Annotated in this window: 24 protein-coding genes; 9 read left to right on the plus strand and 15 right to left on the minus strand. The window is 61.5% G+C overall.

Features of this window, described 5'->3' with window-relative positions; all coding sequences use genetic code 11:
• Positions 1–10 precede the first annotated feature (10 nt).
• Positions 11–799, plus strand: coding sequence for an AraC family transcriptional regulator (locus ACP7A2_RS24105; protein WP_426136299.1), 789 nt, complete (start codon positions 11–13; stop codon positions 797–799).
• Positions 800–945: 146 nt separating this feature from the next.
• Here ACP7A2_RS24105 and ACP7A2_RS24110 read toward each other — a convergent pair whose 3' ends face one another.
• On the minus strand, positions 946–1,959 hold the full coding sequence (locus tag ACP7A2_RS24110; protein WP_426136301.1) for an ABC transporter substrate-binding protein: 1,014 nt from the start codon (positions 1,957–1,959) through the stop codon (positions 946–948).
• A gap of 166 nt (positions 1,960–2,125) precedes the next feature.
• Between ACP7A2_RS24110 and ACP7A2_RS24115 the strand changes: the two genes are divergently transcribed.
• Positions 2,126–2,554, plus strand: a complete 429-nt coding sequence (locus ACP7A2_RS24115; RefSeq protein WP_426136302.1) for a hypothetical protein — start codon at positions 2,126–2,128, stop codon at positions 2,552–2,554.
• 225 nt (positions 2,555–2,779) lie between these two features.
• On the opposite strand, the gene ACP7A2_RS24120 is transcribed toward ACP7A2_RS24115, so the two are convergent.
• The 6 genes from ACP7A2_RS24120 to ACP7A2_RS24145 are packed head-to-tail and all read right to left on the minus strand — an operon-like array spanning position 2,780 to position 8,704.
• Positions 2,780–4,522 carry an ABC transporter substrate-binding protein gene (locus ACP7A2_RS24120; protein WP_426136303.1) on the minus strand — a complete coding sequence of 581 codons (1,743 nt, stop codon included), beginning with the start codon at positions 4,520–4,522 and terminating at the stop codon, positions 2,780–2,782.
• 33 nt (positions 4,523–4,555) lie between these two features.
• A complete protein-coding gene (locus ACP7A2_RS24125; RefSeq protein WP_348059483.1) occupies positions 4,556–4,828 on the minus strand; it encodes a DUF2160 domain-containing protein in 273 nt (90 codons plus the stop codon).
• A gap of 10 nt (positions 4,829–4,838) precedes the next feature.
• Complete coding sequence (locus ACP7A2_RS24130; protein WP_003232361.1) at positions 4,839–5,639, minus strand: carbohydrate ABC transporter permease; 801 nt, start codon at positions 5,637–5,639, stop codon at positions 4,839–4,841.
• A gap of 10 nt (positions 5,640–5,649) precedes the next feature.
• Entirely contained in the window at positions 5,650–6,516 is an 867-nt protein-coding gene (locus ACP7A2_RS24135) for a carbohydrate ABC transporter permease (protein WP_017735078.1), read from the minus strand.
• Positions 6,513–7,610: an ABC transporter ATP-binding protein gene (locus tag ACP7A2_RS24140; RefSeq protein ID WP_426136304.1), complete on the minus strand. Its 1,098-nt coding sequence runs from the start codon at positions 7,608–7,610 to the stop codon at positions 6,513–6,515. Before ACP7A2_RS24140 ends, ACP7A2_RS24135 begins: the two co-directional genes overlap by 4 nt.
• Positions 7,610–8,704, minus strand: coding sequence for an ABC transporter ATP-binding protein (locus tag ACP7A2_RS24145; protein WP_426136305.1), 1,095 nt, complete (start codon positions 8,702–8,704; stop codon positions 7,610–7,612). The genes ACP7A2_RS24140 and ACP7A2_RS24145 overlap by 1 nt, the downstream gene beginning before the upstream one ends.
• Positions 8,705–9,042: 338 nt before the next feature.
• Here ACP7A2_RS24145 and ACP7A2_RS24150 point away from each other — a divergent pair, with 338 nt between their 5' ends.
• On the plus strand, positions 9,043–10,875 hold the full coding sequence (locus ACP7A2_RS24150) for a sigma-54-dependent Fis family transcriptional regulator (protein ID WP_426136306.1): 1,833 nt from the start codon (positions 9,043–9,045) through the stop codon (positions 10,873–10,875).
• A 1-nt stretch (position 10,876) separates the two neighbouring features.
• Here ACP7A2_RS24150 and ACP7A2_RS24155 read toward each other — a convergent pair whose 3' ends face one another.
• From ACP7A2_RS24155 to ACP7A2_RS24165, 3 genes are all read right to left on the minus strand, one after another.
• Positions 10,877–11,809, minus strand: a complete 933-nt coding sequence (locus ACP7A2_RS24155) for a FecR family protein (RefSeq protein WP_426136307.1) — start codon at positions 11,807–11,809, stop codon at positions 10,877–10,879.
• Positions 11,806–12,348: a sigma-70 family RNA polymerase sigma factor gene (locus ACP7A2_RS24160; protein ID WP_426136308.1), complete on the minus strand. Its 543-nt coding sequence runs from the start codon at positions 12,346–12,348 to the stop codon at positions 11,806–11,808. Before ACP7A2_RS24160 ends, ACP7A2_RS24155 begins: the two co-directional genes overlap by 4 nt.
• A gap of 120 nt (positions 12,349–12,468) precedes the next feature.
• The gene (locus ACP7A2_RS24165) at positions 12,469–12,738 is read right to left on the minus strand and encodes a hypothetical protein (RefSeq protein ID WP_426136309.1); all 270 of its coding nucleotides are present in this window, start codon (positions 12,736–12,738) and stop codon (positions 12,469–12,471) included.
• A 427-nt stretch (positions 12,739–13,165) separates the two neighbouring features.
• Here ACP7A2_RS24165 and ACP7A2_RS24170 point away from each other — a divergent pair, with 427 nt between their 5' ends.
• Genes ACP7A2_RS24170 through ACP7A2_RS24180 form a run of 3 tightly spaced genes read left to right on the plus strand, consistent with a single transcriptional unit; the run spans position 13,166 to position 17,218 of the window.
• Positions 13,166–13,618, plus strand: coding sequence for a (2Fe-2S)-binding protein (locus ACP7A2_RS24170; RefSeq protein ID WP_426136310.1), 453 nt, complete (start codon positions 13,166–13,168; stop codon positions 13,616–13,618).
• Positions 13,618–15,855, plus strand: coding sequence for a molybdopterin cofactor-binding domain-containing protein (locus ACP7A2_RS24175; RefSeq protein ID WP_426136311.1), 2,238 nt, complete (start codon positions 13,618–13,620; stop codon positions 15,853–15,855). Before ACP7A2_RS24170 ends, ACP7A2_RS24175 begins: the two co-directional genes overlap by 1 nt.
• 16 nt (positions 15,856–15,871) lie before the next feature.
• Positions 15,872–17,218 carry a c-type cytochrome gene (locus ACP7A2_RS24180; protein ID WP_426136312.1) on the plus strand — a complete coding sequence of 449 codons (1,347 nt, stop codon included), beginning with the start codon at positions 15,872–15,874 and terminating at the stop codon, positions 17,216–17,218.
• Between the two features lie 115 nt (positions 17,219–17,333).
• On the opposite strand, the gene ACP7A2_RS24185 is transcribed toward ACP7A2_RS24180, so the two are convergent.
• From ACP7A2_RS24185 to ACP7A2_RS24205, 5 genes are read right to left on the minus strand one after another with little or no spacing between them, the layout of a single operon-like run.
• Positions 17,334–18,563: a phosphopentomutase gene (locus ACP7A2_RS24185; RefSeq protein ID WP_426136313.1), complete on the minus strand. Its 1,230-nt coding sequence runs from the start codon at positions 18,561–18,563 to the stop codon at positions 17,334–17,336.
• Complete coding sequence (deoA, locus tag ACP7A2_RS24190; protein WP_426136314.1) at positions 18,560–19,867, minus strand: thymidine phosphorylase; 1,308 nt, start codon at positions 19,865–19,867, stop codon at positions 18,560–18,562. Before deoA ends, ACP7A2_RS24185 begins: the two co-directional genes overlap by 4 nt.
• A 10-nt stretch (positions 19,868–19,877) precedes the next feature.
• Positions 19,878–21,143, minus strand: coding sequence for a NupC/NupG family nucleoside CNT transporter (locus ACP7A2_RS24195; protein WP_375070835.1), 1,266 nt, complete (start codon positions 21,141–21,143; stop codon positions 19,878–19,880).
• A 54-nt stretch (positions 21,144–21,197) separates the two neighbouring features.
• Positions 21,198–21,596, minus strand: coding sequence for a cytidine deaminase (locus ACP7A2_RS24200; RefSeq protein WP_426136315.1), 399 nt, complete (start codon positions 21,594–21,596; stop codon positions 21,198–21,200).
• On the minus strand, positions 21,586–21,819 hold the full coding sequence (locus ACP7A2_RS24205; protein ID WP_426136316.1) for a hypothetical protein: 234 nt from the start codon (positions 21,817–21,819) through the stop codon (positions 21,586–21,588). Before ACP7A2_RS24205 ends, ACP7A2_RS24200 begins: the two co-directional genes overlap by 11 nt.
• Between ACP7A2_RS24205 and ACP7A2_RS24210 the strand changes: the two genes are divergently transcribed.
• The 3 genes from ACP7A2_RS24210 to ACP7A2_RS24220 are packed head-to-tail and all read left to right on the plus strand — an operon-like array spanning position 21,818 to position 24,554.
• On the plus strand, positions 21,818–22,765 hold the full coding sequence (locus tag ACP7A2_RS24210) for an ornithine cyclodeaminase family protein (RefSeq protein ID WP_426136317.1): 948 nt from the start codon (positions 21,818–21,820) through the stop codon (positions 22,763–22,765). The two genes, ACP7A2_RS24205 and ACP7A2_RS24210, sit on opposite strands and share 2 nt — an antisense overlap.
• Positions 22,766–22,785: 20 nt before the next feature.
• Positions 22,786–23,919, plus strand: a complete 1,134-nt coding sequence (locus ACP7A2_RS24215; protein WP_426136318.1) for an NAD(P)/FAD-dependent oxidoreductase — start codon at positions 22,786–22,788, stop codon at positions 23,917–23,919.
• The gene (locus ACP7A2_RS24220; RefSeq protein WP_426136319.1) at positions 23,919–24,554 is read left to right on the plus strand and encodes a helix-turn-helix transcriptional regulator; all 636 of its coding nucleotides are present in this window, start codon (positions 23,919–23,921) and stop codon (positions 24,552–24,554) included. Before ACP7A2_RS24215 ends, ACP7A2_RS24220 begins: the two co-directional genes overlap by 1 nt.
• Positions 24,555–24,669: the final 115 nt, after the last annotated feature.

Genomic DNA, 24,669 nt, shown 5'->3' on the forward strand with positions numbered 1-24,669 from the left:
GAGCCAGTAAATGCCGCCTAAAGGACATGACAAAACCGTGCGCCGCAGTGTGCCTGGGCTTTCCAGCCTGCCACGGCCGGTGTATGGGCGCACGAAATCGCTGCCCAATCGAGCGCTGACCCGGCGGCACAGCCACCCGTGGGTGCAGCTGTCCTACGCGATTTCCGGGGTGTTGGAGATTCAGACGAGTGTCGGCCGCTTCGTCGCCCCGCCTCAGCGCGCGGTGTGGATACCCGCTGGCATGCCGCACCGGGTGTTCAGCTCGCCGCACACCGAAATGCGCAGTTTGTACCTGGATTGCAGCGTGACCACTTGGGCGGCCGAGCGCTGCCAGGTGTTGGTGGTGAGCAGTTTATTGCGCGAGTTGATCCGCAGCTTCAGCGAACTGCCGGTGGAATATGCCGAGGACGGACCGGATGGGCGCCTGGCGCAGGTGGTGCTCGACCAGCTTGCTGCGGCGCCGCAGGTGGATTTGATGCTGCCATTGCCGCTGGACCCGCGTTTGCGGCAGATCTATCGGAGTTTGAACCTGCACCCCGAGCAGCAGACGACTTTGGGCCAGTGGAGTGACAAGCTGGCAATCAGTGAGAAGACGCTGAGCCGGTTGTTTGTGAAAGACACCGGGCTGACGTTTCGGGCGTGGCGCCAGCGTCTGCGGCTGCTCAGCGCCCTGCCCGCCCTGGAGCAAGGCGAGCGAGTGACGGATGTGGCGTTGGCGTGTGGGTATGAATCGACATCGGCGTTTATCAATGCGTTTCGCCAGCAGTTTGATTCCACACCGGGGGAGTTCTTCCGCTGATTTTTCGGACGATGAAAATCAAATGTGGGAGCTGGCTTGCCTGCGATAGCGGTGTATCAGAAGGCAAATTTACTGACTGACACACCGCTATCGCAGGCAAGCCAGCTCCCACATTGTTAAGCCTGTTCGCAGGTCAGAATTGGGGCTCAGGTACCATTCCCGCCATGGGCCTCTTCAAAGAAGTAGTCCTTCCAGCTCGCGGCCTTGTTTTTCAACACGCCCAGTTCCTGCAGTTTCTCGGCATAGATATAGGTGCGCTGCGGCACGATGGTGAAGTCGATTTCCGGGTCTTGGACGATTTTCTCCACCAGGTCCAACGGGAGCTTGGATTCCTCTACCCGAATATAGGTTTTAGCCGCCGCAGGCTTGTCGGCCTTGATGATCTGCTCGGCTTCAGCCAGCGCGTCATAGAACGCCTTGTAGGTCTTGGGGTTCTCGTCGTGGAATTTCTCGGTGGTGTACAGCACGTTGAACGTCGCCTGGCCGCCGAGGATGTCGTAGGAACTGAGCACCTTGTGCACGTTGGGATTGAGCAGTTCCTGGTACTGGAACGGCGGGCTGGAGAAGTGCGAGTTGATCTCCGAGCCGCCGGCAATCAACGCCGCCGTGGCGTCGGGGTGAGCGAGGCTGATGGAGATGTCGTCGAACTTCTTGAAGTTGGAATTACCGAATCTCTTGGCGGTTTCGATCTGCAAGGTGCGCGACTGGAAGCCTACGCCGGCGGCAGGTACGGCAATGCGGTCTTTTTCGCTGAAATCGCTGAGGGTCTTCACGTTGGGGTTGTTGGTCAGCAGGTAGTTGGGCATCGAGCCGAGGGACGCGATGGCCTTGACGTTTTGCTTGCCCTTGGTGCGGTCCCACAGGGTGAGCATCGGCGGCACACCGGCCGAGACCACGTCCAGGGCGCCCGCCAGCAACGACTCGTTCATGGCGGTGGCGCCGGAAATGCTGTTCCACTCCACCTTGATGTCCAGGCCCTGCTCCTTGCCGTGCTTTTCAATCAGGTGCTGGTCGCGCACCACGTCGAGAATCAGGTAGCCGATACCAAACTGCTGGGCGATGCTGATCTTGCCTTCGGCCTGCGCGCCGGTGCTGAGCAACGCGCTCGCGGCGGCCAGGGACGCGGCCAGGAGAGTCAGGGAGGAGCGTTTGAACGTCATGGAGGGGTCTGCCGCGCTTTTGAGAAGGTAAGCGAGGGTAGCGAGCATTTTTAAGACAGGAAAAGAATATCGGGATCTATTGTTATGCAAATCCATCCCCAAAAACGCCTGTGGCTGGTATTGTGCGGCGCTTTAAAATTTTGCCGAACCTGCGAGGAAATGGACGTTGAACACTGACGAAAAAATGACCGGAGACCTGTTCGAGGTCGATAAACGCCTGTCACTCAAACCCGTGGTGGACTTCAACGCCTACCTGCGCAGCGCATTCGGCGACGGCCCGTGCACCTGCGTACGCTGCACCGCAGGCAACGGCGACGAAACCGGTTATGCGTTCCAGCACACCTTTACCTTCGATGCCAAACCCACCCAACGCCGCTTCGCCTCCACGGCGGGCAGCGATGTGTTGATGGCATTGAAGAAAGCGTGGCTGTCGTACACCAAGGCCGAATTGCCCCTCAGTGGCGTACTGGCACTGGACACCGTGAAAGAGTTTGTCGAGCCGCAGTTGCACCGGCGTTTGGCGCCACTGTTTTTGGCCAGTGAAGTGGTCAAGGACGTTGAAGGCGAACTGCAGCTCCAGCCGCAAGCCGCCTAACGTCGAAAACGCCCCCGATCAAAATGTGGCGAGCTGGCTTGTTGTGGCGGGCAGGCCTGTTGTGGCGAGCGGGCTTGCCCCGCGTTGGGCTGCGAAGCGGCCCCATGGCAGGCGACCGAGTTCTTCGGTTAGATCTCGGTCGCCGGGTTTTGGGGCTGCTGCGCAGCCCAACGCGGGGCAAGCCCGCTCGCCACAGGAAGCTAACTCTCTACTGAGAGCCTCTGCTTACTTACGCGCCGCCTCCCACGACTTGAGCAGGTCGTTATAGCTTACGGTCTCGCCTTTGGGTTTCTCGTTGGCCAGTTTCGGCTTCGGTGCGCCCGGCTGGTCGAACCAGTATTGCGCGTCACGCTCGGGGTTCATTTTCGGACCGCATACCGGTTGGACTTTGGAGCGTTCCAGGCGCGTCATGATCGCGTCCTGTTCCTTGGCCAGGTTGTCCAGCGCCTGTTGCGGGGTTTTCTCGCCGCTGGCGGCCGCCGCGATGTTGCTCCACCACAGTTGCGCCAGGCGTGGGTAGTCCGGCACGTTGGTGCCGGTCGGGGTCCACTCGACGCGGGCCGGGCTGCGGTAGAACTCCACCAAACCGCCGAGCTTGGGCGCCAGGTCGGTCATGGCCTGGGAGTTGATGTCGGACTCACGAATCGGCGTCAGGCCAACGATGGTTTTCTTCAGCGAGACGGTTTTCGAGGTCACAAACTGCGCGTAAAGCCAGGCCGCGAGTTTCTGTTTCTCCGGCGTCGACTTGAGGAAGGTCCAGGAACCCACGTCCTGATAGCCCTTCTTCATGCCCTTTTCCCAATACGGCCCGACGGGCGACGGCGCCATGCGCCATTTCGGCGTGCCGTCGGCGTTGACCACTGGCAGGCCTGGTTTGGTCATGTCGGCGGTAAACGCGGTGTACCAGAAGATCTGCTGGGCGATGGCGCCCTGGGACGGCACCGGGCCGGATTCGGAGAAGGTCATGCCCGCCGCTTCCGGTGGCGCGTAGGCTTTCATCCAGTCCACGTATTTCTGCGTGGCGAACACAGCGGCCGGGCCGTTGGTGTCGCCGCCACGGGTGACGCTGGAGCCGACCGGGTGGCAGTCCTCCACGCGAATGCCCCACTCGTCCACCGGCAAGCCGTTGGGCAAGCCCTTGTCGCCGCCACCGGCCATGGAGAACCAGGCATCGGTGAAGCGCCAGCCCAGTGACGGGTCTTTTTTGCCGTAGTCCATGTGCCCATAAACGCGTTTGCCGTCGATCTCCTTGACGTCTTCGCTGAAGAATTTGGCAATGTCTTCGTAGGCCGACCAGTTCACCGGCACGCCGAGGTCATAGCCGTATTTTTCCTTGAACTTGGCTTTCAGCTCCGGGCGCTCAAACCAGTCGGCGCGGAACCAATACAGGTTGGCGAACTGTTGGTCTGGCAGCTGGTAGATCTTGCCGTCCGGCGCGGTGGTAAACGAGATGCCGATAAAGTCCTTGATATCCAGGGTCGGCGAGGTGAAGTCCTTGCCTTCGTTGGCCATCAGGTCGGTGATCGATTCGGTCTTGCCATAGCGAAAGTGCGTACCGATCAGGTCCGAGTCGTTAACCCAGCCGTCATAGATGTTCTTGTCGGACTGCATCTGGGTTTGCAGCTTCTCCACCACGTCGCCTTCCTGCAGCAGGTCGTGGGTCAGCTTGATCCCGGTGATTTCGCTGAAGGCCTTGGCCAACACCTTGGATTCGTACTCGTGGGTGGTGAGGGTTTCCGACACCACATTAATTTTCATCCCACGGAACGGTTCCGCAGCCTTGATAAACCATTTCAACTCTTCAAGCTGTTGGGCTTCGGTGAGCGTGGATGGCTTGAACTCACTGCCGATCCATTTTTTCGCCGCGTCTTCGTATGCATCGGCCCACGCCGTGGCGCTCAAACCGCTGAGGGCCAGTACGGCGGCCAATGAAATGCTATGTCGCAGCTTATTGTTTTTATCGAACATAGAGACCTCCTGGTTGTTTATTCAAACGGAGCACTAGCCCCAACGCATCACACACAACAGCCACACCAGGGACAGCGCAGTTGCTACCCAGATGCTCCAGCCGGTTACGCCAATTACCAATAGATGCAGGTAGGCGCTGCCGAGAAGACCGATAAACAAGCGATCACCACGGGTGGTGCTGATCGGTAATAAACCGCGCCGAGGGATGCTCGGCGAGCGCAGTTCCCAGGTGGTCATGCCCACCAGAATCAGGGCGATGCCCGCAAAGAACAGTGCAGTTGGGGTGGTCCAGGCCATCCATTCCATCATCGACTCCTCAGACCCGGCCCAGGGCAAAGCCCTTGGCCACGTGGTTGCGAACAAACCAGATCACTAGCATGCCGGGCAGAATGGTCAACACCCCCGCCGCCGCCAGTACGCCCCAATCGATCCCCGACGCCGAGACCGTGCGCGTCATCACTGCCGCGATCGGCTTGGCGTTGACCGAGGTCAGGGTGCGCGCCAGCAACAGCTCAACCCAGGAAAACATGAAGCAGAAGAACGCCGTCACACCGATGCCGGAGCCGATCAGCGGGATGAAAATCTTCACGAAGAACTTGGGAAAACTGTAGCCGTCGATGTAGGCAGTTTCGTCGATTTCCTTGGGCACACCAGACATGAAGCCTTCCAGAATCCACACCGCCAACGGCACGTTGAACAGGCAGTGCGCCAGCGCCACGGCGATGTGGGTATCGAACAAACCAATCGAGGAATACAGCTGGAAGAACGGCAGCAAAAACACCGCCGGTGGCGCCATGCGGTTGGTCAACAGCCAGAAGAACAGGTGCTTGTCACCCAGAAAACGGTAGCGCGAGAACGCGTAGGCCGCCGGCAACGCCACGCTCAGGGAGATCACCGTGTTCAGACTCACGTAGTACAGCGAGTTGAGGTAGCCGGTGTACCAGCTCGGGTCGGTGAAGATCACCTTGTAGTTTGCCAGGGTGAAGTCCTGCGGAAACAGGGTCAACCCACCGAGGATTTCGGTGTTGCTCTTGAAGGACATGTTCAGCAGCCAGTAGATCGGCACCAGCAGGAACAGGATGTAGATCAGCAGCGGGATCAGCTTGCGTTTGCTCATGTCGGCGGCCTCAGCGGTTGGCGTCGGAGTGGGTCATGGCGGTGTAGAACAGCCAGGACACCAACAGGATGATCAGGAAGTACACCAGGGAAAACGCCGCCGCCGGGCCCAGGTCGAATTGGCCTACGGCCATTTGGGTCAGCGTCTGACTGAGGAACGTGGTGGCGTTACCCGGCCCGCCGCCGGTGAGTACAAACGGCTCGGTGTAGATCATGAAGCTGTCCATAAACCGCAACATCACCGCGATCAGCAGCACGCTTTTCATCTTCGGCAACTGGATATGTCGGAAAACCGCCCAGGCCGATGCACGATCAATCCGCGCCGCCTGGTAGTACACGTCCGGAATCGCCCGCAGCCCGGAGTAGCAAAGCAGCGCCACCAGCGAGGTCCAGTGCCACACGTCCATCACCAGCACGGTGACCCAGGCGTCTGCCGTGTTGGCCGCGTAGTTGTAGCTGATGCCCAGCGCGTTAAGGCTGTAACCGAGCAAACCGATGTCGGCGCGGCCGAAAATCTGCCAGATGGTGCCGACCACGTTCCACGGAATCAGCAAGGGAATGGCGAGGATGATCAGCACCAGCGACGACCAGCGGCCCTTGGTCGGCATGGTCAGGGCGATGGCAATACCCAAGGGGATTTCGATCAGCAGCACGCAGGCCGAATAGATGAACTGGCGCAGCAGCGAGTCATGCAGGCGCGGGTCGAGCAGCACCTGTTTGTACCAGTCGGCGCCGACGAAATAGCGGCTGGACTGGTCAAAAATGTCCTGCACCGAATAGTTGACCACGGTCATCATCGGGATCACCGCACTGAACGCCACCAGCAGGAACACCGGCAGCACCAGCCACCAGGCCTTGTTGTTCTGCACCTTGTTCATGGCAGCACCTCCAGCAGGTAATCATCGGCGTAGACCATCAGCCATTGCGCGGGAAAACTGATGGAAGCCTTGCCTTCAGGCACCGGTTTGTCTTCGGCCAGGCGCACTTTCAACGGCGCGCCGTCGAGGTTGAGGGTCATGATCTTGTAGGTACCAAGGTCTTCGACGTGTACGACATCCGCCTGCATTGCGTCAGGGTTGTACTCGTCCCACACATGGATAAATTCCGGGCGGATGCCTACCTGCAGCTTCTTGTAGTCCGTGTCGCGCAGGCGTTGCTGCAAGGCCTCGGACAGCGGCAGCAGCGTGTCGGCAAAGCGCACGCCGCCCGCCTCGGCCTGCACCTCAATCAGATTCATCCCCGGGCTGCCGATGAAATAGCCGACAAAGGTATGGCTCGGCCGCTCGAACAGTTCACGCGGCGTGCCGAACTGCACGATCTGCCCGCCGTACATCACCGCGATCTTGTCGGCGAAGGTCGAGGCTTCCAGCTGGTCGTGGGTCACGTAGACCATGGTGATGTTGAACTGCTCGTGGATCTGCTTGAGCTTGCGCCGCAGTTTCCATTTGAGGTGCGGGTCGATCACCGTCAGCGGTTCGTCAAACAGGATCGCCGACACGTCGTCGCGCACCAGGCCACGGCCCATGGAGACTTTCTGTTTTTCATCGGCGGTCAGGTTGCGGGCTTTTTTGCTCAGCAGGTTTTGCAGGTCGAGGACTTCGGCAATTTCCTGCACCTTGCTGTGCACTTTTGCCTCGGCCATGCCCTGGTTTCGCAGTGGAAACGCCAGGTTGTCGAACACCGTCATGGTGTCGTACACCACCGGGAACTGGAACACCTGGGCGATGTTGCGTTTTTCCGGAGTGAGGTCGTTGACCACTTTATGGTCGAACAGCACCTGGCCCTCCGACGGGCTGAGCAGGCCGGAGATGATATTGAGCAAGGTCGACTTGCCGCAGCCCGACGGCCCGAGCAAGGCGTAGGCCCCGCCCTGCTCCCACACGTGGTTCATTTCCCGAATCGCGTAGTCCTCAGGGCCGCTTGGCGTAGGGCTGTAGCTGTGGGCGAGGTTCTGCAAATGGATCTCGGCCATCAGGCAACCCTCGCGACACGGCGTCCGGGGGCCTGGACCAAACGGCCCTGGCCATCGAACACTAACAGTTTATGGGTGGGGATATACACGCGGATCGGCGCGTCGACGTCGTACTCGTGCACGCCCGGCAGATGCAGCACCAGCAGGAAGTGCTCGCTGCGCACGTGCAGGAAGGTTTCCGAGCCGCTGATCTCGGCCACTTCCACGGTCACCGCCAGCTCCAGGTCGTCATCGTTGCTCGGCACCAGGCTGATATGGCTGGGGCGCACGCCGAAACGGAATTCGCCTTCGCCGATGGGGCGCAGGTCGACGTTCAAGGGGAAGTGCACAAAATTGGCGAAGCTCACTTCATTGCCGCTGATTCGCCCCGGCATCAGGTTGATTGGCGGCTCGGAAAACAGCTCGGCGGCCAGTACGGTCTGCGGCTGGTGATAGACCTCGGCGGCCTTGCCGCTCTGGATCACCCGGCCTTCGTGAAGAATGGTGGTGGTGCCGCCCAGGGCCAGGGCCTCGTTGGGCTCGGTGGTGGCGTAGATGGCGATGGTGTGGCGCGCCTTGAACAGCTCGCGCATTTCCTGACGCAGTTCTTCGCGCAGTTTGTAGTCCAGGTTCACCAGCGGCTCATCGAACAGGATCAGCTCGGCGTCCTTGACCAGCGCGCGGGCCATGGCGGTGCGCTGCTGCTGGCCGCCGGAGAGTTCCAGCGGGTGGCGCTGCAAGAATTTCTCGATGCGCAGCATCTTTGCGGTTTCCAGCACCTTGCTCTGAATCAGTTCGTTGGACACACCGGCCTGGCGCAACGGCGAGGCGATGTTTTCGAACACCGTCATGGTTGGGTAGTTGATGAACTGCTGGTAGACCATCGACACGTTGCGCAGGCGCACCGGTTTTTGGGTGACGTCCACGCCGTTCATCAGGATGCGGCCGCTGTCGGGCTTGTCCAGGCCAGCCATCAGGCGCATCAGGCTGGTTTTACCGGACAGGGTGCGGCCCAGCAAAACGTTGAAGGAACCGGCTTCGAAACGCAGGTTGGCGTCGTCGATCCAGGTCTGGCCTTCGACAACGCGGGTGACGTGCTCCAGGGTCAATGACATGACACGACCTTTTTTATTATTGGAATGAATCTGGCCATTCGTCAGAGCGAGTTTCGTGCCAAAACTGCAAGCGTTTGATGTGTAAGGAAATGGCTGAATGGCGATGTTCAGGAGTGAACACTCCCGCTGAACAACTGAACACCTGTGGGGTTGACAATGAACAGTTCTGAACAACACTCTCATGGCTAACACAGGGCAAATGTGGGAGCTGGCTTGCCTGCGATAGCGGTGCATCAGCCATAGCAATGCAAGCTGACACAGCGCTATCGCAGGCAAGCCAGCTCTCACATTTTGACCGCGCAAGGCTCCATAAAAATAACAATAAAAAGAAGGTCAACATGGCCGAACCCTTGGCTCACGACACCCTTATCCAGGAATCCTGGCGCCGTTGCCGCGCCTTTGGCCTGGACCATCAAAGTGCCCCCAGCTTCGATCAACTGCCCGCCGAGGGCATCAGCCAATTGCTGGAAAGCCAGCATTCCTTGGTGCAGACCACCCACCAGGAAGTCCTGCCCTACTACGAAAACATCCTGAGCAATTCCAACTGCCTGATCATGCTGGCCGACAACGAGGGGCAAGTGCTGACGTCATGGGGCACCCAGCGTTTCATCGAGCCCAAACTCGCCCGTGGGTTTAACCCCGGCGCCAGCTGGCAGGAACGTTCCAGCGGCACCAACGCCATCGGCACCGCACTGGCGTGTGCGCAGGCGGTGCATATCGAGCACGACGAACACTTCCTCAAGGCCAACCGATTCATGACCGGCTCGGCAGCGCCGATCTTCGATGCGCAGCGCGAAATCATCGCGGTGCTGGATGTGTCCAGCGACAGCTACCTGCCGCCCTCCCACACCCTGGGCATGGTCAAGATGATGAGCCAGACCGTGGAAAACCGGCTGATCCTCAACCTGTTTCGCGGCGAACATTTCCAGCTGACCTTCAACACCGGCCTGAACAACCTCGACAGCCAATGGGCTGGCCTGCTGATCTTTGATGAGAGCGGCCAGGTGCTCTCGGCCAACCGCCGCGCCGACAATTTGCTCGGCATCAGCCTGTCGCGGGTGTTGATCGACAGTTTGTTCAAGGTCTCGCTGCTGGAGTTGCTGAACCAGCCGGAAGGGTTGCCGTTTGCCCTGCAGGCAGCGGGACGCAACCGGTTTCAATGTTTGTTGAAACGGCCCAGGCAAATGCCCGTGCAGGCGCGGGTTTTCAGCGAGCCTAAACCCAGCGAACCGGCACCGTTACAGCCGGCGGTGATTGGCCTCAAGACCCTGCATTTTGGCGACGCACGCGTGGAGAAAGCCGTGCGCCAGGCCGAGCGTTTGCTGGAGAAGGATATTCCGCTGTTGATCCACGGCGAGACGGGCGTGGGCAAAGAGGTGTTCGTCAAAGCCCTGCACCAGGCCAGCTCGCGCAGCCGACAGGCATTTATCGCGGTGAACTGTGCGGCGATTCCCGCAGAGCTGGTGGAATCGGAGTTGTTTGGCTACGAAAAAGGCGCGTTCACCGGTGCGAACCAGAAAGGCAGCATTGGCCTGATTCGCAAGGCAGACAAGGGCACGCTGTTTCTTGACGAGATCGGCGATATGCCACTGCCGACCCAGGCCCGTTTGTTGCGGGTATTGCAGGAGCGTTGCGTGCAACCGGTGGGCAGCAGCGAGCTGTTCCCGGTGGATTTACGCATTATCTCGGCCACCAACCGCGCCCTGCGCGAGTGGGTGCAGGCCGGGCGCTTTCGTGAGGATTTGTACTACCGCATCGGCGGCCTGACCCTCGAATTGCCGCCGTTGCGTGAACGCACGGATAAGCAGGCGTTGTTCAAGCAGCTTTGGCAACAACACCGCGAGCCTACCCAATGGGCCGGGCTCAGCGCCGAGGTGCTGGCGTTGTTCGAGCAGCACCCGTGGCCGGGCAATTTGCGTCAGGTCAGCAGCGTGTTGCAGGTGGCGCTGGCGATGGCGGAGGAGCAGCCGATTCGACCGGAGCATCTGCCGGATGATTTTTTCGTGGATTTGCACGTGCCGCCGCCACTGCCTGCCGACGAGTACATCGATGAAGACCTGGACCTGACGCAGCGCCTGAAGGCCGCGGGCGGCAACATTTCCCACCTTGCGCGGGAATTGGGCGTCAGTCGCAATACCTTGTACAAACGCCTGCGTCGAAACGAACGCTGACTCAGCGCGGTTTGACCACCACCAGCAGGTCGGTGAAGTACTCCACGCTGACCGGCAGGTTATCCGCCAGTGCCGACAGGGCTGCGGTGGTGTCGTCGAGCTTGAATACGCCGGACACCCGCAGGTTTTTCAGGGCCTGGGGGTCGAAACGCACCAAGCCGTGACGGTAGCTGGCCAGGGTTTGCAGCACGTCGCTCAGGGGCTGGTCGTTGACCTTGAGCAGGCCACGCGTCCACGCGTCGGGGTCGGTGTTGCCGATGGCTTGCGGCGGTTGGGCGTGGCCGTGATCGAGGCGCGAACGCTGGCCGGCCGCAACCTTGAACCCTTCGCCCGTTTCACCTTTGACCGCCACGCTGGACTCGATCACCGAAACCCACGTGGAATCGTCATCGCCACGCTTGACCAGATAGCGCGTCCCCAGCGCTGTGGCCGTGCCCTGATCGGTGCGCACCACGAACGGCCGTTGCGGGTCCTTGGCGACCTCCACCCAGACCTCACCTTGCAGCAGTTCGATCAGCCGTTGATGGCCGTCGAACCTCACGTCCACCGCCGAGTTGCTGTTGAGCTGCAACTGGCTGCCATCTTCGAGCACGATCTGCCGGCGCTCGCCAACCCCGGTGCGTTGGTCGGCCATCCACACTGGCAGGTGTTGCAGGCCAAACCAGCCGCACAGCACCACACCGAGCACTCCCAGCACCTGTGTGCCTCGCGAACGGTGCGGGGCGAAGGCGCGGTTGAGCGCCCTGCGCGTAGGTTGTGCCGGCAACGTGTCGAAGTTGCCCCATAAAACCCGCATGCGCTCGACGGCCACCCTATGGCGCGGGTCGGCCTCGCACCAGGTCGCGAAGGCTTGGCGGTCAGCATCGCTGACGTCTTCATCGTGCAGACGCGTCAGCCAATTCGCCGCTTGTTGAATGATCTGTTCCGAGCTCACGACAATGGGTCCGCCCCATGCAGGCTGTGGTAACAGTGCACCAAGGCGGTGGACAGATAGTTTTTAACGGTGCTGGAAGACACGTTCAGGCGGGTGGCAATCTCGCTGTAGGTGAGCCCGTCGAGGCGACTCAACAGAAACGCTTCGCGGGTTTTCACAGGCAAACCGGCGAGCATCTCGGTGATGCGCTCCAGGGCCTGCAGCGCCACATGAATGGCTGCCGGGTCGGGCATCCCGGCGTCTTCGCACTGAATGGCCAAGGCTTCCATGTAAGCCTTTTCGATGCGCCGACGCCGAGCGCCATCAATCAGCAACCGCCCTGCCGTGGTCGCCAGAAACGCGCGGGGCTCCTTGATATCTTGCGGCTCGGCCAACATCAGTACGCGGATAAATGCATCGTGGGCCAAGTCGGCCGCGTGCTGGGAACAGCCCAGTTTCCTGCGCAGCCAGCCAAGCAACCAGCCGTGATGCTCGCTGTACATTGCCGCGAGGGTCTGCTGACGGGCGCAATCGCCCGGCACGGCCGGAATGTCATGCATGCGCAAAAAATTCTCAAATGGGAAGAGTTACCAATTGCGCGAACAATGCCAGTAAATCGATGGGGGAGCAAGGGGCTCTCGATTGAGTCAGAACCGCAGGAGATAAACGCGCTACCCCGCTTACCTGTCCATTGGCTCGAGTGCCCGTATGAAATCATCTGCCTCCGAACCGTGTGGAAACCGAAAGCCATACATCGCGTCGCACGCCAGAATGTCGGCCAGGCTTTCACGCAATTGCACCTCCGATGGCGACGTACGCAGCAGTTTGTGGGCAGTCAATAACATGTCGGCAGGCGCACCTCGGGCGCTCGCCATGTCGATGACGGCAAAAAGGATAAATCGCAGGCGAACCTCGCGTTCAGTGGGCCACACCATTTTTTGCTTACCCAAGGCAGGCACTCTCATTAAGAAAAGTCCGAGGCTATTGCCCACCGAGGGGCGTTTCAACAGAGGCGGCACAAGATAGGCCGTTTCCTACGTACAAATCGGAATGACCGCACCGCCGGGCGGGGCAGGCATCACTGCATCGGCAACACCTTCATCAATAACAAGCGTTGCGCGCAGGTGAGGCCAATGCGCCGGTAGCGCTCGTCGAGCATCCGGGTCAGCAGGCCCATGCGTGCAATCCTGTCGAATACTTGCCTAATCCTCCGACTCTTCGGCGAATGGATAGATAGCCCTTGCGCCGTGGGCTAGAGTCTAACGATGTGCGCCAGTCGCCCTGAGCCTGGCCCCTAGCCGGCGTAAAACGCCCGCGTTGCACGTACTCATAAAAAAGAAAAAAGCTGCACCAACCGATGATTAGCAGGTGAGAGCAATGGAATTACGTATCAACAATAAGTCCTATCAGGTCGATGCTGACGCGGACACACCGTTGCTGTGGGTGATCCGCGATGACCTGGGCATGACCGGCACCAAGTACGGCTGCGGCCTGGCCCAGTGTGGCGCCTGCTCAGTGCTGGTGGATGGCAATGTGGTGCGCTCTTGCGTCACGCCCGTGGCCGGCGTGGTTGGCCGCGAAATCACCACCATCGAAGCCGTTGAAGACGATGCCATTGGCAAGCGCGTGGTCGCGGCCTGGGTCGAACAACAAGTGGCGCAGTGTGGTTATTGCCAGTCGGGGCAAGTGATGGCGGCCACGGCGCTGCTCAAGCACACCCCCGCGCCGACGGATGAGCAAATCGAAGCGGCAATGGTCAACCTGTGCCGTTGCGGTACCTACAACGCAATCAAAACCGCCGTGCACGATTTGGCGAAGGGGACCGTGTAATGGCCCTGCCCCCTGACATTCTTGATGCGGCGTCCGGTGAACCGGTCAACCTTTCCCGCAGACGCTTCTTGGCCAGCACCGCCGTGGGCGCGTTGGTCTTAGGCTTTGGCCTGCCGATGGGCGTTCCCAGGGCCTACGCCGCCACGGCGGGCGCTGCAGAGCGCGGCACTCAGGTGCCAGCGTTTTTGGAGATTCGCCCGGACGGCAGCGTCCGTCTGCTCAGCCCGTTTATGGAAGGCGGCCAGGGCACCCACACCGCCATGGCGCAGATTGTCGGTGAAGAGCTGGACGCCGACCCCGCCACGTTTATCGTCGAAGCCGCGCCGCCGGGTGACGCCTATGTAGTGATGGACAATGGCATGCGCATTACCGGCGGCAGCATGTCGATCCGCATGAGCTACCCGACCATGCGCCGCCTGGGCGCACTGGCGCGGGCCATGCTGTTGCAGGCCGGTGCCGAACAGCTTGGCGTGCCGGTGGCCCAACTGACCACGCAACCTGGCCGCGTCGTGCATGCCGCGTCCGGCCGCTCGCTGGGCTACGGCGAACTGGCCAGCCGCGCCCTCGATATGCCGGTGCCGGACCCCGCCACCATTACCTTGCGCGACCCGAGCCAGTTCCGCTGGATCGGCAAGCCGGTAAAACGCCTGGACGCCTACGACAAATCCACCGGCAAGGCGCAATACAGCATCGACCTGAAAGTCGACGGCATGCTCCACGCCGCCGTGCAGCATGCGCCGCGCCTGGGTATGACCGTTGCCAGCCTGCGCAACCAGCCGCAGGTCGAAGCCATGAAAGGCGTGCATTCGGTGCACACTTTGCCCGGCGCGGTGGCGGTAGTCGCCGAACGCTGGTGGCACGCCAAGCGCGCGGTGGAAGCGATTCAGGTGGAGTGGCAGGAAGCTGGCGCCGACTCGACAGTGCGGGCAATGCCGGCGGATTTTTCCACCGACAAGTACCGTGACTTTCTCGCCGCCCAGCAAGGCCCGTCCCGTGACGACGAAAACGAAGGTGATGTGCCCGGCGCGCTGAACAACGCCAAAACCAAGGTTGAAGCCACGTACCACAACCAGTATTTGAATCACGCTCAATTGGAGCCGCCGTCAGCGCTGGCACGCTTCAACCCCGACGGCACGCTCGACGTGTGGCTGCCGAACCAGGCGCCGGATATGTTCCGCGCCGACATGGCCAAGCGCACCGGGCTGTCCATAGAACAGATCAACCTGCATTCGCCGTTGCTGGGCGGTTTCTTCGGCCGGCATTTCCTGTATGACTCGGCTAACCCGTACCCGCAGGCCATTGCACTGGCCAAGGCCGTCGGCCGCCCGATCAAGCTGATCTGGAGCCGCGAAGAAGAGTTCCTGCGTGATGTGCTGCGCCCGGTCGCGGTGGTCAAGTTCCGTGCTGCACTGGACGACAAAGGCTTGCCGATCGCCATTGAAGCGGTCAGCGCCACCGAAGGCCCCACCGAAGCCATCGCCGGCAAACAAGGCGACAAAATCGACCCTACGGCCCTCGAAGGTTTGTCGGGCAAGGCTTACGCGATTCCTAACAAACGCATCGCGCAGATCTACGTCAAAGGCCCGCCGATGCTTGGTTACTGGCGTTCGGTGGGCAATTCCCTCAACGACTTCTTCTATGAAGCGTTCCTCGACGAACTGGCCGACAAAGGCGGCCACGACCCGTATGAACTGCGCTTGCACCTGCTGCGCGACAACAAGCGGCTGACCACGTTGCTGCAAGCCGTCGGTGATTTGTCCGGTGGCTGGAAACGTGGCCCATATACCGCCGAAGACGGCAGCAAGCGTGCACGCGGCGTGGCCATGGCGTCGCCGTTCGGCTCGCAGGCGGCGGTGATTGCTGAAGTGTCGATTGAAAAAGGCCAGGTCAAGGTGCACCACATCTGGGAAGCCATCGACCCGGGCAGCATCGTCAACCCGGCAATCGTCGAAGCGCAGGTCAATGGCGCTGTGGCCTTGGGCTTGTCGCAAACCCTGGTGGAGGAAGCGGTGTACGTGGACGGCAAACCACGGGCGCGCAACTACGACCTGTATCCGATCCTGCCACTCTCGCGCATGGCGCAGGTGCACGTAAGGATCGTCGAAAGTGGCGAAAAAATGGGCGGTATCGGTGAACCTCCGCTCCCCGCAGTGGCGCCGGCGGTGGCCAATGCGGTGGCGCAACTGACCGGGCAGCGCATCCGCAGCTTGCCATTGAGCCGATACACTTTTAGTTAACCGACAGGGAACGCCCATGAACAACCGACGATTCGCTAGAACCGCAGGCTGGCTGGCGCTGCCCTGCCTGGTCGCGGCAGGCCTGCTGGCCTGGTACGTAACCCGTGAGCCGGCGTCGCCTTTCGAGGCGGCACCGGTCGCCAGTGTCGACCCCGCTTTAGTCAGTCGGGGCGAGTATGTCGCCCGCCTGAGTGACTGCGTGGCTTGCCACAGCTTGCCGGGCAAGGCTCCTTTTGCGGGAGGCCTGGAAATGGCCACGCCGCTGGGGGCGATCCACGCCACCAATATCACGCCGGACAAAAAATCCGGCATCGGCGCCTACTCGCTGGCCGACTTTGACCGCGCAGTACGCCACGGCGTGGCGCCGGGCGGGCGACGGCTGTACCCGGCCATGCCCTACCCGTCTTACGCCAAGCTCAGTGACGATGACGTGCGCGCCATGTACGCGTTCTTCATGAAGGGCATCGCGCCGGCCGATCAGCCGAATATCCCCAGCAGCATTCCGTGGCCGTTGAACATGCGTTGGCCTATTGCGCTGTGGAACGGGGTGTTTGCGCCGAATGAGCCGTACGCGGCCAAAACCGATCAGGACGCACTGTGGAATCGCGGCGCTTATATTGTTCAAGGCCCGGGCCACTGCGGCAGCTGCCATACGCCGCGCGGCCTGGCTTTCAACGAGAAGGCGCTGGATGAATCCGGCAAACCGTTCCTCACCGGTGCACTGCTCGACGGCTGGTATGCGCCCAGTCTGCGCCAGGACCCCAACACTGGTTTGGGGCGCTGGAGCGAGCCGGAGATCGTGCAGTTCCTCAAGGTCGGGCGCAACAAGCATGCGGTGGTGTACGGTTCGATGACCGAAGCGTTCAATAACTCCACGCAGTTCATGGCTGACGACGACCTGGCGGCGATCGCCCGTTACCTCAAATCGCTGCCCGGCGACCCACAGCGCGACGGCACACCATGGCAGTACCAGGCCGTGGCCGCAAATGCGCGCATGGACGTTCCCGGCGCTCACACCTACGCGACTCGCTGCGCTTCCTGCCATGGCATTGATGGCAAGGGCCAGCCCGAGTCGATGCCGCCGCTGGCCGGTGCCACGTCGGCATTGGCGAAGGAAGACGCCTCGGCGATCAACATCACCCTCAACGGCTCACAACGGGTGGTGGCGGCAGGTGTACCGGATGCGTACCGCATGCCTGCGTTTCGTGAGCAGTTGTCGGACGCTGAGATCGCTCAAGTACTGAGCTACGTGCGCGGTACCTGGGGCAACAACGGTGGCGCGGTTGATGCCGCTGCGGTGAACAAGCTGCGCGGGCATACCGACCCGGCCAGCAGCAGCCCGATCATCCTGCACATGCGCTGACAAGCCTGTGGCGAGGGAGCTTGCTCCTGCTGGACTGCTTAGCAGGGCCATCTTTTGGGGCTGCTTCGCAGCCCAACGCGGGGCAAGCCCGCTCGCCACAGTGTGGGGGGGGGGGTTATGGCTTTGGGGGCAGGAAGGAGTGGCCACATGCCAGGGGTGCCAACCCCAAGTGCTGTGCCAGGGTCTGGCCGATGTCGGCAAAGCTGCTTCGCTCACCCAACCATCCGGCGGGTAACCCCGCGCCATACGCCAGTACGGGGACGTGCTCGCGGGTGTGGTCGCTGCCGGGGCGGGACGGATCGCAACCGTGATCGGCGCTGATGATCAGCAATGTCTGCGGGTCCATCTGCGCCAGCAATTGCGGCAATCGACGGTCGAAGGCCTCCAGCGCGGCGGCGTAGCCGGCCAGGTCGCGGCGGTGGCCGTAGAGCATGTCGAAGTCGACGAAGTTGGCGAACACCAGGCTGTTGTCGGGCGCCGCCTGGCAAGCCTGGAGCGTGGCGTCGAAGAGCGCGTCGTTACCGTCCGCCTTGAATAAACGGCTGATGCCACGGTGAGCAAAGATATCGCCGATCTTGCCCACCGCATGCACCGTGCCGCCGGCTTCACAGAGGTGATCCAGCAATGTCGCCGAATGCGGTGGCACGGTGTAGTCGCGGCGGTTGCCGGTGCGGCGAAACGCCCCCGCACGCTCGCCAGTGAACGGCCGGGCAATCACACGCCCAACCGTGTACTCGTCGCACAAGGTGCGCGCGATTTCACACACCCGGTACAGCGCTTCCAGCCCGAAATGGCTTTCGTGAGCCGCAATCTGAAACACGCTGTCGGCCGAGGTGTAGCAAATCGGCTGACCGCTGCGGATATGCGCCTCCCCCAAGTCGTCCAGCACCGTGGTGCCCGAGGCATGGCAATTGCCCAGAACCCCCGGCAACCCGGCTTTTTCGATCAGGTCGGCAAGCAACTGCGGCGGAAACGAGTCGACCGGTTGCTCGAAATAGCCCCAGTCAAACAACACCGGCACGCCCATCATTTCCCAATGCCCGGACGGTGTGTCCTTGCCTGAGGATTGCTCGCGGGCATGCCCAAACGCGCCAATGGGTGCCGCATCGCCCCAATGGCCAGGCAACGGCCCACCGCCACTGGCTGCGGCCGCAGCGCCCAAGCCCAGCGCACCTAAATGCGGCAGGTGCAGTGGCCCGTTGCGCAATGGCCCATCGGCCTCGCCGCGGGCACAGGCCTCGGCGATATGGCGCAGGGTATCGGCACCGGTATCACCAAACAGGGCGGCGTCGGCGCTGGCACCGATGCCCAGGGAGTCGAGCACCAACACAATGGCTTTGCTCATAACACCGCCTGGATCATGCTGCGGGCGGCCAGGCTTTCGCCGCCCAATCGATAGGCCGCGCGCAGGGCAGCCGCGCCCTGCTCCGCCTGCGTGTTATTGCGCGCGTGAACCCAACCCAATGGCCGTTGCGCGCTCACCTGCTCACCCACCAGGGCCAGCTCACTGAAGCCTACGGACAGGTCTAGAACGTCATCCGGGTGACTGCGTCCACCGCCGAGCGCCACCACCGCCAGGCCCACCGACCGGGTATCGATCTCAGTGACGCGCCCCTCAGCTTCGGCCCACACCGGCACCGACACCGCCGCCTTCGGCAGATACGCATCGGGGTTTTGTATGAAATCCTGCGGGCCGCCCAACGCGCTGACCATCTGCCCGAATCGCTGCAGCGCCGCACCGCTCTGCCAGGCCTGATGCAGCTGATCACGGGCTTGCGCGTCATCGCGCGCCAGGCCGGCCATCGTCAGTACCTCAGTGGCCAGCGCCAGGGTGACTTCCCATAAGCGCTCGCTGCGCACCTCGCCCTTGAGCAACGCCACCGCTTCGGCAACTTCCAGGGCATTCCCGGCACTGCGCGCCAATGGCTGGTTCATGTCGGTGATCAACGCGCGGGTATTGACCCCGGCGCCGTTGGCCACGGCGACGATACTCGCCGCCAGCTCGCGGGCCTGCTCAGCTTCGGCCATGAAGGCACCGTTGCCGGTCTTCACGTCCATGATCAACACATCGAGGCCGGCGGCGAGTTTCTTGCCAAGGATCGATGCAGTGATCAGATCAATCGACTCCACCGAACCGGTCACGTCGCGGATCACGTACAGGCGCTTGTCCGCCGGAGCGAGGTTGGCCGTCTGACCGATGATGGCGCAGCCGACCTCAGCCACGATTTCCCGCAGCCGCTGCGAACTCGGTTGGCAGTCATAGCCGGGAATGCTCTCGAGCTTGTCCAGGGTGCCGCCGGTATGCCCCAGGCCACGCCCGGAAATCATCGGCACGTAACAGCCGCAGGCCGCCAACAAGGGCGCCAGCACCAGGCTGATCAGGTCGCCGACGCCACCGGTGGAATGTTTGTCCACCACCGGCCCTGGCAAGTCCCAGCTCAGCACCTCGCCGGAATCACGCATGGCCTCGGTGAAGACGATGCGTTCGGTCACGTCCATGCCTTTGAGGAACACCGCCATGGCGAACGCCGCCACTTGGCCATCGCTGAGGCTGGCGTCGGCAATCCCGGCGACAAAGCGTTGAATATCCGCCGCCGCCAGGGCGTGGCCGTCGCGTTTACGCCGAATCACTTCTTGTGGCAACCACATACCGCACTCCTTACAGCGAAATGAAAAAGCCGACGATGGCCGCACTCATCAGGTTCGACAGCGTGCCGCCGATCATCGCCCGCAGGCCCAGCCGCGCCAGTTCCTGCCGGCGTTGCGGGGCGATCCCGGACAGGCCGCCCAGTTGAATCGCGATCGATGACAAATTGGCAAAACCGCACAGGGCAAAGGTGACGATCACCTGGGTGTGCACCGACAACAGCGGCACGCCGGCCTCGGCCGCCTTGGCCGGGGTGAGGTAATTGGACAGGTCGGCATACGCAACGAATTCGTTGAGCACCAGTTTTTCACCGATGAAGCCGCCCGCCATCACCGCCTCGTGCCACGGCACGCCCAGCAGAAACGCCAGGGGCGCCAGCACATACCCAAGGATCAGTTGCAGGGTCAACTGCGGATAGCCGAACCAGTTGCCGGCCCACCCCAATAGCCCGTTCAACAAGGCGATCAGGGCGATAAACGCCAGCAGCATGGCGCCCACGGCCAGGGCCAGGCGCAAGCCGACCTGGGCACCTTCGGCGGCGGCGTCGATGATATTGGTGGGGCGGTTTTCACCGTGGTCCAGTTGCGAAATCACCTGTTCGGTGCTGGCGGTTTCGGTTTCCGGTTCCATCAGCTTGGCCATCAGCAGCGCTCCAGGCGCCGACATAAAGCACGCGGCAATCAGGTATTTGAGCTCCACCCCCAACCCTGCATAACCGAGCAACACGGAACCGGCCACGGCGGCGAAACCACCGACCATCACCGCGAACAACTCCGAGCGTGTCAGCCTGGCAATAAATGGCCGTACCACCAAAGGCACTTCGGACTGGCCGATGAAAATAGCCGAGGTCACCACCATCGACTCGATGCGGCTGGTGCCCAGCAACAGGCGCAAGGTGCCGCCCACCAGACGGATGATCCAGCCCATCACACCGATGTAATACAGCACCGAAATAAAGCTGCCGAAGAACACGATCATCGGCAACACGCGGATGGCGAACACGAACCCGCCGCTGCCGAACACCTCGAACATATGCGGTGAACTCAGGCCTCCGAACAGAAACTCAATGCCCTTGTTGGCGTACAGCTGCAAAGACGACACCGCGCCGGAGAGCGATGCCAGCACGTCCTGGCCCCAGGGTACGTAGAGGGCGAAAGCGCCGATCAACACCTGCAGCGCAAAGGCCACCGAGACCGTGCGCCAATTGATCGAACGGCGCCGAGGGGATAATGCAATGGCAATGACAATAAGCGTCGCTATTCCGACAAGACTGATCATGCGGGCATCTCAACAGAGGATGAGGCGGACGCAGACCCGAAGGCCTGCCAGGGATTAGAAAGCGTCGAAGGCGCCTGGCAGCAATTGCGCCAGGGTCCAGGTACGCGTGGCCGCCGGGTCATTGCCCTGGCAGATCACCACTGCATCCTTTGCCATCAACTCCAGCATCACCTGGCGGCAGGCACCGCAAGGGCTTATCAGTGAAACGTTGGGTGCGTAGATCGCAATAGCCTTGAAACTTCCCGGTGCATGGCCCTGGCTGATGGCGCTGAACAAGGCGCTGCGCTCGGCACAGTTGGTCAGGCCGTAGGAGATGTTCTCCACATTGCAGCCCAGCACCACCTCGCCGTCAGCGGTCAGCACGGCCGCCCCGACGGGAAAATGCGAGTACGGCGAATAGGTGCGAGCAGAGGCCTGCCTTGCCTGTTCCATCAAGTCTTGTTCAATTGTCATGCGCAGTGCCACCCCGTGTTGTTGCGTGCACGACCCAGCCGGTCGAGCCGCTATTATTTTTGGTATTTAAATAACATTTAATGTGATTTTTCAATCTTTTTCGAAGGGTCTGAACCGAGGCACGCGGTGAGGCGCCATCGGCAGCCTTTTTTCCGCGTGGATATTGCTCATCGGAACCAAAAGTCCATAATGGAAAAAATAGTTTATATACGGAAATATCCATGTCCAGCACGCCTCCAGTGATCAACCGGGCTCAGGCCCGTGAGTTACTCGCCCACATCGACGTTCCTCATGTCTTGCATAAACTGTTCCGCGACATGGCGGCGGGGCTTGCAGTGCAGCCGCCGCAACAGCTGGTGGAGTTTCCAAATGGCGCCGGCGACTTTATCAATTACCTGGGCGTGCTGGCCGAAGATGAGGTGTACGGGGTCAAGACTTCGCCGTACATCGTGCGCGAACAGGGGCCACTGGTGACGGCCTGGACCCTGTTGATGTCGATGCACACCGGCCAGCCGCTGTTGCTTTGCGATGCAGGCGAGCTGACCACCGAACGCACCGCGGCCACGACGGCGCTGGCGGTGGAGGCGCTGGCACCCTTGGCCGCCAGGCGGCTGGCAATTATCGGCAGTGGCACGGTCGCCCAGGCGCATTTGCGCTACGTGCAAAACCTGCGCGACTGGCAAAGCATTCGCCTGTATTCCCCCAGCCTGGGAAGCGCCAGCGCTGAAACCCTCGCGCACCTCCAAAGCCTGGACCCACGGCTGACCATCGCCACAACGGTCGACAGTGCACTCGAAGACGCCGACGTGATCCTGCTGTGCACCTCTTCTGCGCGCCCGGTGATCGACCCGGCGCGCCTGAGCAAACCGGCGCTGATCACCTCCATCAGCACCAATGCGCCGGGCGCTCATGAAGTGCCGCCGCACAGCCTCAACGACATGCAGGTGTTCTGCGACTATCGCCAGACCACCCCAGGCGCTGCCGGCGACATGCTGATTGCCAGCGAGCTGCACGGCTGGGACAAGCGCGCCGTGATCGGCGACCTGCCCGAGTTGCTCAGCGACATGGTCCAGCGCCCCGCTTACGAACGGCATGTGTACTTCCGCTCGATCGGGCTGGGCCTGGAAGACGTGGCCCTGGCCAATGCCCTCTACCGAATCCAGCGCTAACCCTCTTTCAGGAGACGTTTATGAGCCATGCAGACTTCATCATTATCGGCGGCGGCATTGCGGGCGCGTCGACCGGGTTCTGGTTGTCGCAGCACGGCAAGGTGCTGGTGCTGGAGCGTGAAAACCACCCGGCCTATCATTCCACCGGGCGTTCGGCGGCGCTTTACACCGCCGCTTACGGCACGCCGCAAGTGCGCGCGCTGACCCTGGCCAGCCGCGCGTTTTTCGATACGCCACCGGCGGGTTTTTGCGAGCACCCATTGCTGACGCCACGCGGCGAAATGACCGTTGATTTCAGCGGCGATCCGGCGGAACTGGAAAGCCAATACCAGAGCGCCAAGGCCACGGTGTCGCAGGTGGAGCGCCTGAGTGCCGACGAGGCATGCGCACGGCTGCCGATATTGCGCCGGGAAAAAGTCCACGGCGCGATCTTCGACCCGACCGCCAGCGACATCGACACCGACGCCCTGCACCAGGGCTACTTGCGCGGTATCCGCCGCAACAACAGTGAAGTGCGCACCGACAGCCACGTGCTCGGCCTGAGCCGCGATTCTGACGGCCTTTGGCATGTACGCACCCAGGACGCGACCTACACCACGCCCATCATCATCAATGCCGCTGGCGCCTGGGCCGACCATATCGGCGGGCTGGCCGGCGCGGCCTCCATCGGGCTGCAAGCCAAGCGTCGCTCGGCGTTTATCTTCGCTGGGCCAGAAGGCGTGGACACGCACCATTGGCCGATGCTTGTGGCCCTCGACGAAGCCTTCTACATGAAGCCCGACGCGGGCATGTTTCTCGGCTCGCCAGCCAATGCCGACCCGGTCGAGCCGCAGGACATCCAGCCGGAAGAGCTGGACATCGCCATGGGCATCTACCAGATCGAAGAAGCCACCACGCTGACCATCCGCCGCCCGACACGCACCTGGGCGGGGCTGCGCAGCTTTGTGCACGATGGCGATTTACTCTCGGGTTTTGATCCCAGGGTTCCGGGGTTGTTTTGGGTGGCGGCGCAAGGCGGCTACGGCATCCAGACCTCACCGGCGATGGGCCAGGCGAGCGCTGCGCTGGTGCGCGGCGCCCCGCTGCCGGAGCAACTCACGCGGTTCGGCCTGGACGCTGGTATGCTCTCCCCCGTCCGCCTGGAGCCCCATTGATGAACACCGCCGAACAAGAAAAGGTCATGCAGAATTTTCGCGCGATCGCCGATGCGATCGCCACACTGTTTTTCCCCCACGCCGAAGTGGTGCTGCATGATTTGCGCACGCAGAAGGTCGATTACATTGCCAATAACCTGTCGAAGCGGGCGATAGGTGATGACTCGGCGCTGGAGGACATGGTCAGCGGTGATGTCAGCGAAGTGAATATCGGGCCGTACGAGAAGCTCAATTGGGACGGTCAGAAAATTCGCAGCCTCAGCACTGTGCTGCATGACCACAAGGGCCAGCGGCTTGCGGTGTTGTGCATCAACCTAAATATTTCGTTGTTTGAAAACGCCAAGGCGGCGCTGGATTTGTTTCTGTCGCCGAGCAAGTTGATTCCACAGCCCGACTCACTGTTTCGCGATGATTGGCAGGAGCGGATTAATACGTTTCTGCACGCGTGGATGCGGGAGCGGCAGTTGAGTTTGAACTTGCTGAGCCGCGACCATAAGCGCGAGCTGGTGCTGGCGTTGCATGCTGAGGGGGCGTTCAAGGGCAAGAGCGCCTCGAATTATGTGGCGAATGTGTTGGGGATGGGGCGGGCTACGGTTTACAAGCATTTGAAGGAGTTGAAGGGGTTGGCTTTGTGAATTGGGTGTATATCCGTTATCTGGGTGATGGCTGAGATTGGTTCCGCTCTTACAGCGGGTCACTTTTTGAAGAGCGCAAAAAGTAACCAAAAACGCTCCGCCCCACCACTCGGCA

Origin of the sequence: Pseudomonas sp. PWP3-1b2 (genome assembly GCF_049896045.1) — a bacterium.
GTDB classification, from domain to species: Bacteria; Pseudomonadota; Gammaproteobacteria; order Pseudomonadales; family Pseudomonadaceae; genus Aquipseudomonas; species Aquipseudomonas antarctica_B.